This is a genomic window from Gordonia sp. PvP123, assembly GCF_040547295.1.
GTDB classification, from domain to species: domain Bacteria; phylum Actinomycetota; class Actinomycetes; order Mycobacteriales; family Mycobacteriaceae; genus Gordonia; species Gordonia terrae.
This window is the reverse complement of record NZ_JBEPPN010000003.1, coordinates 269,493-283,752: the sequence shown is the minus strand read 5'-3', so window position 1 is coordinate 283,752 and position 14,260 is coordinate 269,493. Positions and strand designations below refer to the sequence as shown.

Here is a 14,260-nt window from a genome sequence, read left to right as displayed (position 1 = left end):
GGCCCGGGCGGCGCCGTCAGCCGGGGGTGTCGCTCGGGGTGTTCTCTTCGGCCTTCTTGGCCAACGCCTGCGCCTTGACCAGTTTGAGCAGATCGATGAGCGCGTCGATGGTGTCCGGGCAGAGCGAACCCATGTCGATCCCGGACAGATGGCTGCCGGTGACCTGGAGCATCTCGACGTAATTCTGTTGCTGCCGAACACGTTCGAGATCTTCGTCGGGGTTCGACAGGAAGTACGTGACGCTCACGTCGAAGGCGCGGGCGATGGCCTCGACCGTCCGGAACGACGGGGTGCGGGCCTTGCCGGTGCGTAGCTGGGAGATATAGGCGTCGGACAGCGAGTAGCCGAGCCGGTTGGCCTTCTCGGCGATCTTCTTGCCGGTATATCGAATGCCGTTCTCGTCACGACTGTGCTCGAACAGGTAACCGATCTTCTCGGCGAAGCTCAGGTCGTCGTCGGTCGACGTCCCTCGCGGAGATCGTCCCGGGTTCAACGGCGCCTTCTCTCGGATCAGCCATCGGGGAATCGATGGTGAAGTGGACGATACCCTACCCATGGGTATGTTCCGCAGAGGCGTTCTGAACCTGGTCTCAGCTTTTCTGCCGAGCGTCACGCCTCAGATCTCGTCCCCGTCGGTGCCGTTGGTGCCGCGGGTGCGATTGTCGAGGTCGCGGAGAAAATCGGGGTCGTCGTCGGGGCCGAGAGGGCCGCGCGGACGGGGGCGGCGGGGGCCGGACGAGGGGGTGTCACCGGACTCGTCGGAGTGGGGTCCGAAGGCGCGCCACATGAGGAAACCGATGGCGAGCAGACCCAGAACGGCGAACAGATAGATCATGACAACCTCCCGTCGTCCAGCGTACGTGAGATGCCTGCGAGGTCAGGGCGAACGCCCGGCGGCGAGCGGGCCGTACCCGCGGATCAGTGCGTGCGGCGGTTGAGCAGCGCGACGACGTCCTCTTCGCGAAAGCGTCGATGACCGCCCGGGGTGCGGATCGAGCCGAGGATGCCCGAGCTCGCCCAGCGCGCGACCGTCTTGGGGTTCACGTTGAACATCGCGGCGACCTGGCCGGGGGTCAGCGTGTGCTGGCTGGCGAGTCCCGGGGTGATGTAGGTGGCGGGCGGTGCGGTCTCGATGCTGGTCATGATTCCCCCTGGCGTGTTGGAGTGCTCGGTCGGTGCGCCGAAGCTGGCGAAGCGGCTCTGCACGTGGTGGATGAGTTCTTCATGAATACACGCAAATCGCCCAGGTACTCGAACCGTCAGCGGGAGGTAAAGAGCGTGCAAAGGCCCGCGACCTGCGGGAGCGCGACGACCGCCCAGTACGCTGAGGGGGTGAGTGAAGCGCACGACCCCACCCCAGGCAAGAAGGCCACGCCCGACGAGGCCACCCCCACATCGACCGCCGCGGACACCGCGCCTCAGGCGGGCGGGCGTCCGATGACCCTGGCGGTCGCACTGTTCCTGTACACGTTCGCGCGGCTGCTGCTCGTCACCGCGGTCGTCGTGATCATCATGGTCGGCGGCCGCCTGGTCGACGTCGAGGTGCCCTTCCTGGTGGCCGCGGTGTTCGGTGTGCTGATCGCTCTTCCGCTCGGCATGGTCCTGTTCAAGACCCTGCGTCTCAAGGTGAACAGCGAGATCGCGGCGCTCGAGGCCGGTCGCCGGTCCAAGCACGACGATCTGCAGGCACGGCTCCGCGGCGACAAGTGAGGCCGACGCGGCTCGTCGACCGCCGCGCCGACCGCGCCTGGACGCAGAACGCCATCCGCCTCATCGAGGCCGACGGCCGACGCAGTGCCGACACCCATCTGCTCCGCGTCGCGTTGCCCGCATGGTCGCGCTGGACCGAATCCGAGGACACCGGGCCCGCCGGGGACGCGGGTCGCGAGGTCGGCGTGGACCTCTACGTGAAGGACGAGTCGACCCATCCCACGGGATCGCTGAAGCACCGGTTGGCTCGCTCGCTGTTCCTCTATGCGCTGTGCAACGGGTGGGTCGTCGAGGGCACGCCGGTGATCGAGGCGTCGTCGGGGTCGACGGCGGTCAGCGAGGCCTATTTCGCCGAGCTGATCGGCGTGCCGTTCATCGCGGTCATGGCGCGCAGCACCTCGCCCGCGAAGACGGCGCTGATCGAACGCCACGGCGGGCGGTGCCATTTCGTCGACCATCCCGGTGAGGTCTACGCCGAGGCGCTGCGTCTCGAGGCCGAGCTCGGCGGCCACTTCATCGATCAGTTCACGATGGCCGAGCGTGCGACCGACTGGCGCGGCAACAACAACATCGCCGAGTCGATCTTCGCCCAGCTGGCCGAGGAAGAACACCCCGTGCCCACGTGGATCGTCGTCGGGGCCGGTACGGGTGGCACGTCGGCGACCCTGGGCCGATATGTGCGGTACCGACGCCACGACACCTGGCTGGCAGTCGTCGATCCGGAGAACTCGGTGTTCCTGCCGGCCTACGAGTCGGCCGACGGCACGCTGACCGCCGAGACCGGCTCGCGCATCGAGGGGATCGGGCGCCCGCGGGTCGAGCCGTCGTTCATCTCGCAGGTCATCGACCGCATGATCGGTGTGCCCGACGAGGCGTCCGTCGCGACCGCCCGCCGCGTGAGCGATCTCCTCGGCCGTCGCGTCGGCGGGTCCACCGGCACCAACATGTGGGGAGCCTTCTCGCTCGTGGCCGAGATGGTCGCGGCGCGTACGCCGGGCAGCATCGTCACGCTGCTCTGTGACTCCGGGGACCGGTACGCGACCACCTATTTCGACGACGACTGGCTGGCCGCCAACGCGTTCGCCCTCGGCCCCGCCGAGGCGGTGCTCGACGAGTTCTTCGCCACCGGTCGCTGGACCGCCTGAGACCCGGGCCGGACGCCGCGGGTGGGCTACGATCCGGGGGTGTCGAAGGAACCCGGGCGTACGCCCGGCACCGGAAGTGCCCTGGTGGAGGCGGTCGATCTGGTGCGCGAGTACCAGATGGGCGACGAACGGGTCCGCGCCCTGGACGGTCTGAACCTCTCGATCGACGGCGGACAGTTCGTGTCGGTGGTCGGCCCGTCGGGCGCGGGCAAGAGCACCCTGCTGCACGTGCTCGGAGCTCTCGACACCCCGACATCGGGGCGGATCAGCATCGACGGGGTCGACCTCGGCTCTCTCGACGACACCGCCGCCTCGGAGTTCCGGCGCAATCGCGTCGGGTTCATCTTCCAGTTCTTCAACCTCGTGCCGACGATGTCGGCGTGGGAGAACGTCGCGCTGCCGCGCCTGCTGGACAACCAGTCGTTGCGCAAGGCGAAACCTCTTGCGGTGGAACTGCTTCGGCGGGTCGGTCTCGGCGATCGGGTCGATCACCGGCCTTCGGAGCTGTCTGGCGGTCAGATGCAGCGAGTCGCGATCGCCCGCTCGCTCATCATGGACCCGACGATCCTGCTCGCCGACGAACCGACCGGCAACCTGGACTCCAAGACCGGTGAGGCGGTACTCGAACTGCTCTCCGAGGTCGCCCACGACACCCCCGACCGGTTGGTGGTGATGGTGACCCACGATCCGAAGGCGGCCGCGGTCGCCGATACCACCATCACGGTCCGCGACGGAAAGATCGCCTAGTGGCGGGACGGGGTTCCCCGGCGTCCGCCTTGGTCGCCGGCCTCACGCGGATCCGGCTGCTCAACCTCCGCGAGATCCGCACCCACCGGTTGCGCCTGCTCACCTCGCTGGCGGTGGTGGTCGTGTCGTCGGCGCTGCTGAACGCGGTGCTCGGGACGTACGGGTCGGCGTCGGAATCGGTGCGGGACTTCAACAATGCGGTGTCCGGGGTCGCCGACATCGAGGTCGCCGGCATCACCGACACCGGCATCGACGAGTCGCTGGCCGGCGAGATCCGACGCGATGTCGATGCGGCGGCCGCCGTCGTGCCGATGATCCGCGGGTCGGTCGTCGTCGACGGCTCCGCCGTACCGCTGCTCGGCTCCGATCAGCGCGTCACCCAGCTCTCGGGCAGCCTGCGAGGCGCCCTGCAGCAGGAGCGAGCCGGGGCCGGTCCGGGGACCGTCGATCTCGATCGCCTGCGAACCGGTGTCTTCGTCGGTCCCGGCCTCGGTCTCGAGCGCGGAGACCGGTTGACGGTCAACGGGATCGAGGTCGAGGTGCTCGAGGTCGTCGACAACGAGCAGGCCGCCGGTCTCAACAACGGCCGCTTCCTCTTCGCCTACGTCGATCTCGCGCAACGACTCGCCGGACTCGACGGCCGGCTCGACTCGATCCTCGTCGTGACCGAACCCGGCGCCGACGTGGGCGCGGTCCGCTCGCAGGTGCAGGGCATCGTGGACGGTCGCGCGGTGGTCGTCGATCCCGACTTCCGCGCCAAGCAGGCCGAGGTCGCGAGTTCGGTGACCCGCGATGCGACGCTGCTGGTCTCGCTGGTGTCACTGGTGATCGCCGCCTTCCTGGTGTTCAACACGATGAACATGGCGGTGGCCTCGCGGCGCCGGTCGCTCGCGATGATCCGTGCGCTGGGCGCCAAGCGATCTCACCTCGTCGGCGACATGCTCGGCGAGGCCGCGCTGATGGGTCTCGTCGGGGGCGTACTCGGCATCCCGCTCGGGATCCTGGCCGGGCGGGCCGTGATCAGCAGTCTGCCGGAACCACCCGCCGACTCCGTCGGCACCGTCATCGAGTATCACTTGCCCGGTTACGCGCCCGCGGCCGCGGTCATCGCCTGTGTGGTGGCGTGTGTCGCGGCCACGACGCTGGCCGCGCGGGCGGTGTTCGCGGTCTCACCGGTGGAGGCGATGGCTCCCGTCGAGGTGTCGGACTCCGCGTCGCGTCGTGGTCCCGCGGTGGTGATCGCCGCCGTGCTCGGCGTCGCCGGTCTCATCGCGTCGTGGGTGGTCGTGTCGACCGTGCCGGGGCGGCCGGCCATCGTCGCCGGGGTCTTCTATCTCGTCGGCGCACTGCTTCTGTGCTTCGCGTTGTCGAAACCGTTGGCCTGGGCGGTGGTTCGGGTCGCGCGCTGGTTCGGCGGTCCCGGACAGCTCGCCTCGGTGAACACCGAGCGTGCCCCGCGGCGCGCATGGGCGACCCTGATGACGGTCGCGGTGGCCATCGCCGTCGGGATGGGGACATCGGGAGCGCTGGACAACCTGGTCTCCTCGATGTCGAAATCGCTCGACGGGCTGGGGGATCCGGACTTCTACGTGTCGTCGACGTCGGCCGCGAGCCTGCCCCTCGGGCCGATCCTGCCGGCGGCGCTGGCCGAACGCGTGGCGGCGGTTCCTGGCGTGACCGAGGTGATCGGCGGTCAGTGGGCCGCGGTGAACATCGGCGAGAGCAAGGCGAATGTGCAAGGGCTCGAGCCGGGTTCGCGCGCGCCGTTCATGCGCAAGGCGTCGCCGGAAGCGGTGGCCGACGTGCTCGCCGGGGACGGCATCCTGATGTCGAACGTCCTCGCCCGTGCGCTGGACGTGACCACCGGCGAGACCGTGGAACTCGCGACACCCAATGGCCCACGGCAGACGGTCGTGCGCGACACCGTCGATTACGTCTCGCTCGACTCCGGGGTGGCGGCGATGTCCCAGGAATTGCTGGGGGAGTGGTTCGATCGCGACGGTGACACCTACCTGCAGGTGATCACCTCGCCCGATGCCGACCCCGATGTCGTCCGCCGGGACCTCGAGTCGTTGGTGGCAGGCGTCCCGACGACGGGCAACAAACCGATCAGTGTCTACAGCGGCGCCGAGGCCCTCGCGGCCACCCAGGCCACCGTCGAGCAGGCGGGCGCATTCGCGGTCGCGATCCAGTGGATCGTCGCCGGCGCGGCCGCGATCGCACTTCTCAACACGTTGCTGCTGTCGGTCCTCGAACGACGCCGCGAACTGGGCGTCCTACGGGCGATGGGCGCCTCTCGCAGGTTCGTCTCCCGCACGGTGCTCGCCGAGGCGGGCGCGGTCGCCCTGGTCGGGTCGATGGTCGGCGTCGTCCTCGGTGCCGCCATGCATCTGCTCAGCAACCAGATCCTGACCATCACGACGTCGCTGACCGTGCTGTACTCGCCACGACCGTCGGCCCTGCTCTTCGTGAGCATCGCGGTGGCGTTGTGCCTGGTCGGTGCGTTCGTTCCCGCGGTTCGTGCCGGTCGGATGAACATCAGCGAGTCGATTCAGAACGAGTAGTCGGGGTCCGCACACCCGACCGTGGCAGATCCCGCGCATCCCGCGTGTCAATAATTCTTGACATTGGCAAGATGTCAACATAACCTGACAACATGCACGACGACCACAGCACCGACACCGCACCCGACGCATCGAGCGCCGAGCTGGCCGGAGACGCCGCGAGCGGCGATCCGGCGAGGGGTCTGGCCGCGGTACGCGCCCTGCGCACCCTGGCCGACCGACTCGAGGACGTGCAGGTGGCCAACGCCCGTGCCAACGGGTGGAGCTGGCAGGCGATCGCCGAAGTGCTGCAGATCAGCCGACAGGCCGTGCATCAGAAGCACTCACAACGTGAGGCCCGCGCGAGCGGGCCAGAAGGAGACACAGATGTTCGAGCGAATCAGTCGCGATGACAAGATGCTGCTGGCTTTCGCCACGCAGGAGGCCGGCGACCTGGGTCACCGGCAACTCGGTAACGACCACCTGATCCTGGGCATGCTCTGCAACGCCCGCAGTCCGCTGTTCGCGCTGCTCGCCGACCAGGGGTTGGCGCTGTCGTCGGCCCGGGAAGCGGTGCGGAAGTACCACGACGAGCACGCCGATCGATCCGACACACCCGAGACCGGCGACGACGAGTCGGGTCGAGAACGCTACGAGGAGGACCGAGAGGCCCTGCGCAGCATCGGGATCGACCTGGACAAGGTCCGGGAGGCGGTGCGCGGGCGGTTCGGTGAGGACCTGTCCGACGGCTGGGGCGAGCGCGCCGAGCGCGGTCCCCGGGGTCGTGGTCACGGACGCGGTGGGGACGGACGACGGGGCCACGGGCACCGGCACGGCCATGGTCGCGGTCGCGGCCCCCGGCCCGACTGCGGTCCCGAGGGTTTCGGACCGGGCCCCTTCGGTCCCGGTCCCTGGGGCCAGGGTTTCGGCCCGGGTCCGGGCGGACCGTTCGCCGGGGAGGGACCGTGGGAGCCGGGTCGCGGCCGGCGCGGACCGCGGGGTCGGGGCTCCCGGCCGCGTTTCGCGACCGACACCCGGGACGCCTTCGGCCGAGCCATGGAGATCGCGCGCGAACGAGGTGACCGACGCCTCCGCGCCGAGTATCTCCTGCTCGGGATCATCGACACCGCCGACGACGCGTCACAGGCGCTGATCGGGTCCGCGACCACGGCCGCGGAACTCCGCGCCGCCGTCGTGGCGAGCCTGCCCGACGTCGAGGCCCAGGTCTGATCGCGGACAACGCATTCCGGATGTGCCCGTCGCACGAGAACTGGTGCGGCGGGCCCATCCGCGTCGCGGGCCCGGCCTAGGTGAGCGCGAGCGTGACCGCCGTGACGACCGCCCAGGCGAGCATCGCCTTGCCGGTCGTACCGATCGACGGGATCAGCCCGGGGCCGGCCGCGCCCGTGCGCACCGGTGTGTAGGCCTGCCAGAGCAGCGGGAACGTCACCAGGCCGAGCAGCGCCCAGGGGGTCGCGAACGCCAGGACCACGCTCATCGCGAGCGGGGTCAGGAGCAGTACGGCAAACAGGATGCGGGTCCGGGCGTCGCCGAGGCGGACGGCGAGCGTGATCTTGCCGGATTCGGTGTCGCTGGGGATGTCTCGGAGATTGTTGACGACCAGCACGCTGCTCGAGATCGCGCCGATGCCGACCGCGCAGGCGAGTCCGACCCAGTCGACGCGGCCCGAGGAGACGTACTGAGTGCCGAGGACGGCGACGAGCCCGAAGAAGGTGAACACCGCGACCTCACCCCACCCGGCGTACCCGTAAGGGCGTTTGCCGCCGGTGTAGAACCAGGCGCCGGCGATGCAGATCGCCCCGACCAGCACGAGCCACCAGGCGGTCGCGATCGCGAGGACCAGCCCGCAGACCGCGCCGATCCCGAAGCACAGGAACGCGGCGGTCTTCACCGCCTTCGGCGACGCCGCCCCCGACCCGACCAGGCGCATCGGGCCGACGCGGTCGTCGTCGGTTCCGCGCACACCGTCGGAGTAGTCGTTGGCGAAGTTCACGCCGATGATGAACGCGACGGCCACCGCAAGTGCGAGGACGGACTTCCACCACGTCACGTCGCCGGAGTGCAGCGCCGCGCCGACACCGGCCACGACCGGCGCGATCGCGTTGGGGAGCGTGCGTGGGCGAGCGCCCTGGATCCACTGCTGAGGGGTAGCCACGGAGTTCATCGTGTCACGGGGTCGGACGGGTGCGGCGGCGGCCCGGCAGGTGTAGAGCTTCGTTGCGTCTGGCGCGACGACACACTACATCTGCGAGGGGTCGTCGAGCGATGGAACCAGTTGCGGTGCCGGTGCGTCTGAGTTCCATGCGACTTCCGGCGGAATTTCGGAACCTGGCCCTCGGCCAGGATGGTGTGGTCACCGCGGCCGATGCCCGCGCGCATGGCATCGATCGGTCGACGGTGCACCGTCGGGTGCATGCCGGCGAGTGGATATCCGTGCATCGCAGCATCTACCGACTCGCCGACCATCCGGAGACCGACCGCTCGCGAATCCGGACCGCGACGCTGGCCGTCGGTGTCCACGCGGTCCTCTCGGGGCTCGCTGCGGCGTGGTGGCACGGGATCGTCGATGCCCCGCCCGTCACGCCGACGGTCACCGCACTCCGCGGACGTCACGGTGGTCCGGTGGCAGGAGTGCGAATCCTCAATCGTGCGCTCGACGACGCGGATGTTGCCGTTCGAGAGGGTCTTCCGGTCACCGGGGTGGCGCTGTCCGCCTTGGAGGGCGCGTTGGAGGGCGGCGTCGAGGTCATCGACTCGGCTCTCGTGAAGCGGCGAACGACGGTCGAGCGTCTCGTCGAGGCCTACGGGCGTCGACGACGCTGCATCGGCGCGGCCGACATGGGTGTCCTGATCGCGCTGCTCGAGACCGGTGCGCGGTCTGCTGCCGAGCGTCTCGCGGTGGAGGTGATGCGAGGCGCGGGTCTCAGCGGCTGGGCAGCCAACCATCCGAGTTGCGGGTACGAGATCGACTTCGCCTTCCCGGATCGGATGGTGGCGGTGGAGATCGACGGCTTCGCGTTTCACCGCGACGCCGCCACCTTCCAGCGTGACCGGACTCGACGCAACGCACTCATCGCGGCCGGCTGGACGGTGCTGAACTTCACGTGGGGTGACCTCTGCGACCGAGCCGAGTACGTGGTGACAACGATTCGGCACGCGACCTGCGGGTAGATGTAGTACTTCGTTGCGCCCAGCGCAACGACGCACTACGTCTGGGAACCGAAGCGGGTCCGCAACGCGCGACGGTCGTACTTGCCGGGCCCGCGGAGGGGGAGCGCGTCGAGTTCGACGATCCGCCGGGGTGCCGCGTAGCGGTCGAGTCGTTCGGTGACCGATCCGCGAATACGGTTGACGTCGAGCCGTTCTCCGGGACGGACCACCACGAACGCGGTCACCGCCTCGCCGAGCCGATCGTCGGGGAGCCCGACGACGACGCATTCGGCGACCGCCGGGTCGTCGGCGATCACGGCCTCGACGACCTGCGGTACGACGGTCAGCCCGCCGGTCGAGATGGCCTCGTCGGCCCGGCCGACGATGCTGAGCAGCCCGGCCTCGTCGAGGACCCCGAGATCGTCGGTCCGGAACCAGCCCGGCTCGGCGAAGGCCGGATGGTCGGGCAGATTGCGGTATCCGCGGGCCACGACGGGACCACCGAGCAGGACCCGTCCCACCCCGTCGGGTGCCGGATCGGCGATGCGGACCGCGACGCCGTCGAGGGGGTGCCCGTCGTAGACGCAACCGCCTGCGGTCTCGCTCATCCCGTACGTCGCGACGATCGGCAGCCCCTCGTCGACTGCTCTGTCCCACAACGGCTTCGGGGTCGCCGCGCCACCGACGAGGATCGCGTCGAGCGCCCGCGAGGCGGATGTGGCGTCGGGATGGTCGAGAACCTTGACGAGCTGGGTGGGAACCAGCGAGGTGTATCGCCGCGGGCCGTCGAAGTCGCGTACGGCACGGGCGTACACATCGGGGTCGAAACCGGCGCGCATGTCCAGGACAACCGGCGTCTGCCCGGCCGTCAGCGCGCGGAGGAGGACCTGCAGACCGGCGATGTGGTGAGGTGCGAGCGCCAGCAACCAGTTCCCGGGCCCGCCCAGGTGGTCGGCGGTGGCCCGCGACGACGCGGCGAGGGTCGCGGGGGAGTGCTGCGCACCCTTGGGGGTGCCCGTCGATCCCGATGTCGAGACGACGAGGGACACGGGATCGTCGATCGGTGTGTCCGCGTGCAGGGCCGACCCCAGTTCGGAAGCGGCGCGGGCGTCGTCGGGTACGGGTAGGAAGGCCGACGAGCCGTCGAGGATCGCCCGCAGATCGTCGACGCGGTCGAGGACCGCGGGTGTCGACGGCAGGGGCAGCGGTCGCAGGGTTCTCACGACGGTTCCCCGTCGGTCGAACCAGGATCGTCGCTGAACGGCCACCCGCGGGCGACGAGGTGTGCGCGCACCCGCGAGATGTCGTCCTCATGCGGTAGTTCGTGCGTGTAATGGGTGATCTTGACCCCGGCGTCGACCCGGGAGATCGGTTCGGGCGGAGGGGCGGACTCGCGGACCAGCTCCGCGGAGACCTGCGTCACCTCGTCGTCGGTGAGCTGGCGGCGCAGCAATGCCACGAGGGGTATGTAGTCGGTCTGTGGGACGCCGTCGGGGTAGCCGGCGCGCAACCACTCCATGACCTTCTGCAGAAGCGTCGGGCGGTCCACGGGTGTCTCCGATCAGAAGCGGGGACGGTCACTTGTAGCCGAACGGGAAGATCTTCACGCCGGTGTAGTAGAAGATCGTCTGCCGGGTGATCCAGAGGATTCCGACGACGATCACCAGGATGACGACGCCGAAGATCACATACGCCAGGGGCTTCAGCGCAGGATGCGGGCCGGAGGTGGTGCCGTCGGCCTCGACGGACCCGTTGCTCAGCGTCTGCAGGCGCAGTCCGACGGCGAACAGGGCGGGAAGACCGGCTCCCAGCACCAGTCCGACGAGAAGGACCTTACCGATGGCCTCGACGGTCTCCATTTCTCAGGTGCTCCTCTCCGGGTCGTGCTGGACGATGATCTCGGCCGGGATGACCGGCGGCAACGGGAGTCCGGTGTCGCCCTCCTCGGCCGCGACCGCTTCCTCCCATTCCTCTCCGACGCGGGCCTCCCCCTCCCAGGCGTCGTTGACGTTCTCGTGGTCGACCTTGTTCTCCTGCGCGCGCCAGTACATGTAGCCCGATGCGACGACCAGGATCGCGAAGATGATGAGCGCGCCGGTGACGTCCCCGAACAGGTGCGCGATGAAGTAGCACGCGGCACCGACCGCGCCGGCGGCGGGCAGCGTCGTCACCCAGGCGACGGCCATCCGGCCGGCCACCGACCAGCGGACCTGGGCGCCCTTGCGGCCCACCCCCGAGCCGAGGATCGAGCCGGTGGCGACCTGGGTGGTCGAGAGCGCCATACCCGCCGCACTCGAGGTGAGGATGATTGCGGCCGACGACGCCTCGGCGGCCATGCCCTGCGGCGAGGTGATCTCCACGAGCCCCTTGCCCAGGGTGCGGATGATCCGCCAACCGCCCAGATAGGTGCCGATCGCGATGGCCGCCGCACAGCTGAAGACCACCCAGACGGGGAGTCCGTGGCTCACGCTGGACGCGTCGAGGTGCCCGGTCGCGATGAGCGCCATCGCGATCACACCCATCGTCTTCTGGGCGTCGCCGGTGCCGTGCGCGAGGGAGACGAGCGACGCGGTGGCGACCTGTCCGTAGCGGAAGCCGGTCTCTTTCTCCCGATCAACGATCCGGCGGGTGATGGCGAAGACAAACCAGGTCCCGCAGGCCGCGACGAGGCATGCGATCACGGGCGCGAAGAGTGCCGGGATGAGGATCTTGGAGGTGATCCCGGACCAGTTGATGCCGCTCACCCCGATCGCCGCCAGGCCCGAGCCGATCAGCCCGCCGAACAGGGCATGGGACGAACTCGACGGCAGGCCGAACAGCCACGTGACGAGGTTCCACAGGATGCCGCCGATGAGTCCGGCGAAGATGATCAGCAACGCCGTGGGCGCCGACAGCCCGGGCACCAGTTCGCCTGCCTCCGATCCGGAGGTCTGCTGGATCTTCAGCACGTCCTTGGTGATCGTCGCCGCGACCTCCACGGACAGGAAGGCGCCGACCAGGTTGAGTACGGCCGACAGCCCGACGGCGACCTTGGGCTTGAGGGCGCCGGTGGCGATCGAGGTCGCCATCGCGTTGCCGGTGTCGTGGAAGCCGTTGGTGAAGTCGAAGCCGAGGGCTGTGATCACCAACAGCACCAGGATCAGCATCTCGCCGCTCATGGTGACGATTGTGAGTCCTGACGCCCTCGTTCACCTAAAAACCCGGCACACTTCCGGTGAACGAGACCGGGACCGCGGGCGGGCCTATCGAACGTTCAACAGACCCTCGGAAACCGGTCGTCGCTGTGGAAGAATCCGACGGCATGACACCGATGAAGCTGGGCATGCCGATCAACTACGCGGGCGACTTCCGCGAGACCATCAACAACCTCGCGGACTTCGAGGCCGCGGGTGTGCAGCGCATCGCGGTTCCGGAGGCCTACAGTTTCGACGCCGTCTCCCAGCTCGGGTACATCGCGGCCAAGACCGAGACGATGGAACTGCAGACCGCGATCCTGCCCATGTACTCGCGGACGCCCACCAACCTGGCGATGACCGCGGCGGGCCTGGACTACATCAGCGGCGGCCGCGCGGTGCTCGGCATCGGCGCATCGGGCCCCCAGGTCATCGAGGGGTTCCACGGGGTCAAGTACGACTACCCGCTCGGTCGCGCCCGCGAGCACGCCGAGATCTGCCGAATGGTCTGGCGTCGCGAGAAGCTGGACTACCAGGGCAAGCACTACACACTGCCGCTCGACGAAGAGCACGGCGGCTCGGGTCTCGGCAAGTCACTGAAGATCATCAATCATCCGGTGCGCGACAACATCCCGCTGCTCCTCGCCGCCATCGGCCCGAAGAACATCGAGCTGGCCGCCGAGATGTTCGACGAGCTGCAGCCGATCCTGTTCCACCCGGAGCAGATCGATGCGGCCTTCGGCGAATCGCTCGCGGCGGGTAAGGCCAAGCGGGACGCGTCGCTGGGCGATCTCGGCATTGTCGTCCAGGCGACCGCACGCATCTCCGAGGACGCCGAACAGATCGACAACGCCAAGCAGCTCGTGCGCCATCACGCCGCCCTGTACATCGGCGGGATGGGCGCGCGCGGCAAGAACTTCTACAACCAGCTGGCCATCCGGTACGGCTACGCCGACGAGGCGAAGTTGATCCAGGATCTCTACCTCGACGGCAAGAAGATGGAGGCCGCCGCCGCCGTTCCCGAGGACCTCGTCACGTCCATGTCGCTGATCGGGTCCAAGACACAGGTCGCCGAGCGGGTCGCGGCGTTCCGTGAGGCCGGCGTCACCTGCATCCTCGCCTCGCCCACCGCACCGACCCACGCCGAGCGGGTCGCCGAGGTCGAGCACCTGCGCGACGTCTTCGGCGGCTGATCTCCCTCGACGAGTTTCACCGATCACGGCGGCCTGTCCTGTACAGGCCGCCGTTTTTCGTTTGTCACCGTCATTCGTCGTGTGTGCAATTCCGAGACATTTCATTACCCTTCGACGGTGGTCCGAGAACGTGAATTCCGCAGGCTATTCAAAGCGTTTCTCGAGATTCGTCGCAGGTTGCGGGAAATGGATTTCCGTTTCCTCGAATGGCGTCCGTACCAGTGCTCGCCCCCGAGTTGTGAGCCGCCAACCCGTCCCATAGGCTCTTGTCATCCGCTCGGCGCGCATCGGTTTCGGCCGAGGGTGGCCGATGTGATGGCAGTGTCGGGAAATGACCGTTCGTCCCGGTGAGCGTTGATGTCGACAATTCATGACGCGACACCGCGAGCGGTGTGACAAGAGGACGGCACATGGTGAGTGGTGAGGCAAGGCGTTGAATTCGACGACGCCCGTGTTTCGATCTCGTGGCCGGCGCATGTCATTTTCGTGCACGCCGGGGTGTGGCGGTGTGCGCGTTTCTGCTCGAGTGGATCGATTGACAGTGCTGTTCATGACAGTTCCGGGACCGGGGGGATCAG

Annotated in this window: 16 protein-coding genes; 8 read left to right on the top strand and 8 right to left on the bottom strand. The window is 68.6% G+C overall.

Annotated elements, in window-relative coordinates:
* Window positions 1-16: 16 nt before the first annotated feature.
* The 3 genes from ABIC25_RS06705 to ABIC25_RS06695 form a co-directional block, all read right to left on the bottom strand.
* A complete protein-coding gene (locus ABIC25_RS06705) occupies window positions 17-493 on the bottom strand; it encodes a helix-turn-helix domain-containing protein (protein WP_004019934.1) in 477 nt (158 codons plus the stop codon).
* A 123-nt stretch (window positions 494-616) separates the two neighbouring features.
* Window positions 617-835 (bottom strand): hypothetical protein, encoded by a 219-nt coding sequence (locus tag ABIC25_RS06700; RefSeq protein WP_064569605.1) that lies wholly within the window; start codon window positions 833-835, stop codon window positions 617-619.
* An 83-nt stretch (window positions 836-918) separates the two neighbouring features.
* Complete coding sequence (locus ABIC25_RS06695; RefSeq protein ID WP_010842012.1) at window positions 919-1,143, bottom strand: BldC family transcriptional regulator; 225 nt, start codon at window positions 1,141-1,143, stop codon at window positions 919-921.
* Between the two features lie 189 nt (window positions 1,144-1,332).
* On the opposite strand from ABIC25_RS06695, the gene ABIC25_RS06690 reads away from it, so the two are divergent.
* From ABIC25_RS06690 to ABIC25_RS06665, 6 genes are all read left to right on the top strand, one after another.
* Window positions 1,333-1,710 (top strand): DUF4229 domain-containing protein, encoded by a 378-nt coding sequence (locus ABIC25_RS06690; RefSeq protein ID WP_004019931.1) that lies wholly within the window; start codon window positions 1,333-1,335, stop codon window positions 1,708-1,710.
* On the top strand, window positions 1,707-2,855 hold the full coding sequence (gene cds1, locus ABIC25_RS06685) for an L-cysteine desulfhydrase Cds1 (protein WP_354560553.1): 1,149 nt from the start codon (window positions 1,707-1,709) through the stop codon (window positions 2,853-2,855). The genes ABIC25_RS06690 and cds1 overlap by 4 nt, the downstream gene beginning before the upstream one ends.
* A gap of 117 nt (window positions 2,856-2,972) precedes the next feature.
* Entirely contained in the window at window positions 2,973-3,602 is a 630-nt protein-coding gene (locus tag ABIC25_RS06680; protein ID WP_354560832.1) for an ABC transporter ATP-binding protein, read from the top strand.
* Window positions 3,602-6,166: an FtsX-like permease family protein gene (locus ABIC25_RS06675; protein ID WP_354560552.1), complete on the top strand. Its 2,565-nt coding sequence runs from the start codon at window positions 3,602-3,604 to the stop codon at window positions 6,164-6,166. The genes ABIC25_RS06680 and ABIC25_RS06675 overlap by 1 nt, the downstream gene beginning before the upstream one ends.
* A gap of 92 nt (window positions 6,167-6,258) precedes the next feature.
* Complete coding sequence (locus ABIC25_RS06670; RefSeq protein ID WP_064569601.1) at window positions 6,259-6,558, top strand: hypothetical protein; 300 nt, start codon at window positions 6,259-6,261, stop codon at window positions 6,556-6,558.
* Window positions 6,533-7,375 carry a Clp protease N-terminal domain-containing protein gene (locus ABIC25_RS06665; protein WP_354560550.1) on the top strand — a complete coding sequence of 281 codons (843 nt, stop codon included), beginning with the start codon at window positions 6,533-6,535 and terminating at the stop codon, window positions 7,373-7,375. The genes ABIC25_RS06670 and ABIC25_RS06665 overlap by 26 nt, the downstream gene beginning before the upstream one ends.
* A 76-nt stretch (window positions 7,376-7,451) precedes the next feature.
* Here ABIC25_RS06665 and ABIC25_RS06660 read toward each other — a convergent pair whose 3' ends face one another.
* The gene (locus ABIC25_RS06660) at window positions 7,452-8,321 is read right to left on the bottom strand and encodes a 1,4-dihydroxy-2-naphthoate polyprenyltransferase (protein ID WP_248645534.1); all 870 of its coding nucleotides are present in this window, start codon (window positions 8,319-8,321) and stop codon (window positions 7,452-7,454) included.
* A gap of 146 nt (window positions 8,322-8,467) precedes the next feature.
* On the opposite strand from ABIC25_RS06660, the gene ABIC25_RS06655 reads away from it, so the two are divergent.
* Window positions 8,468-9,337 carry a type IV toxin-antitoxin system AbiEi family antitoxin domain-containing protein gene (locus ABIC25_RS06655; RefSeq protein ID WP_354560830.1) on the top strand — a complete coding sequence of 290 codons (870 nt, stop codon included), beginning with the start codon at window positions 8,468-8,470 and terminating at the stop codon, window positions 9,335-9,337.
* Window positions 9,338-9,372: 35 nt separating this feature from the next.
* On the opposite strand, the gene menE is transcribed toward ABIC25_RS06655, so the two are convergent.
* The 4 genes from menE to ABIC25_RS06635 are packed head-to-tail and all read right to left on the bottom strand — an operon-like array spanning window position 9,373 to window position 12,474.
* Entirely contained in the window at window positions 9,373-10,539 is a 1,167-nt protein-coding gene (menE, locus tag ABIC25_RS06650) for an o-succinylbenzoate--CoA ligase (protein ID WP_354560548.1), read from the bottom strand.
* On the bottom strand, window positions 10,536-10,865 hold the full coding sequence (locus ABIC25_RS06645; RefSeq protein ID WP_004019921.1) for a DUF3349 domain-containing protein: 330 nt from the start codon (window positions 10,863-10,865) through the stop codon (window positions 10,536-10,538). Before ABIC25_RS06645 ends, menE begins: the two co-directional genes overlap by 4 nt.
* A 28-nt stretch (window positions 10,866-10,893) precedes the next feature.
* Window positions 10,894-11,175: a hypothetical protein gene (locus tag ABIC25_RS06640; RefSeq protein ID WP_004019919.1), complete on the bottom strand. Its 282-nt coding sequence runs from the start codon at window positions 11,173-11,175 to the stop codon at window positions 10,894-10,896.
* A 3-nt stretch (window positions 11,176-11,178) separates the two neighbouring features.
* Entirely contained in the window at window positions 11,179-12,474 is a 1,296-nt protein-coding gene (locus ABIC25_RS06635) for an inorganic phosphate transporter (RefSeq protein ID WP_248644762.1), read from the bottom strand.
* Between the two features lie 143 nt (window positions 12,475-12,617).
* On the opposite strand from ABIC25_RS06635, the gene ABIC25_RS06630 reads away from it, so the two are divergent.
* Window positions 12,618-13,682 carry an LLM class F420-dependent oxidoreductase gene (locus ABIC25_RS06630; RefSeq protein WP_004019916.1) on the top strand — a complete coding sequence of 355 codons (1,065 nt, stop codon included), beginning with the start codon at window positions 12,618-12,620 and terminating at the stop codon, window positions 13,680-13,682.
* Window positions 13,683-14,260 lie beyond the last annotated feature (578 nt).

What these genes read in the sequence shown, in the direction of transcription:
- ABIC25_RS06640 (WP_004019919.1), bottom strand. Translation starts at nt 11,175, where the DNA reads ATGGAGACCGTCGAGGCCATCGGTAAGGTCCTTCTCGTCGGACTGGTG.
- ABIC25_RS06665 (WP_354560550.1), top strand. Translation starts at nt 6,533, where the DNA reads ATGTTCGAGCGAATCAGTCGCGATGACAAGATGCTGCTGGCTTTCGCC.
- ABIC25_RS06680 (WP_354560832.1), top strand. Translation starts at nt 2,973, where the DNA reads ATGGGCGACGAACGGGTCCGCGCCCTGGACGGTCTGAACCTCTCGATC.
- ABIC25_RS06695 (WP_010842012.1), bottom strand. Translation starts at nt 1,143, where the DNA reads ATGACCAGCATCGAGACCGCACCGCCCGCCACCTACATCACCCCGGGA.
- ABIC25_RS06655 (WP_354560830.1), top strand. Translation starts at nt 8,468, where the DNA reads ATGCGACTTCCGGCGGAATTTCGGAACCTGGCCCTCGGCCAGGATGGT.
- ABIC25_RS06700 (WP_064569605.1), bottom strand. Translation starts at nt 835, where the DNA reads ATGATCTATCTGTTCGCCGTTCTGGGTCTGCTCGCCATCGGTTTCCTC.
- ABIC25_RS06635 (WP_248644762.1), bottom strand. Translation starts at nt 12,474, where the DNA reads ATGAGCGGCGAGATGCTGATCCTGGTGCTGTTGGTGATCACAGCCCTC.
- ABIC25_RS06630 (WP_004019916.1), top strand. Translation starts at nt 12,618, where the DNA reads ATGACACCGATGAAGCTGGGCATGCCGATCAACTACGCGGGCGACTTC.
- ABIC25_RS06670 (WP_064569601.1), top strand. Translation starts at nt 6,259, where the DNA reads ATGCACGACGACCACAGCACCGACACCGCACCCGACGCATCGAGCGCC.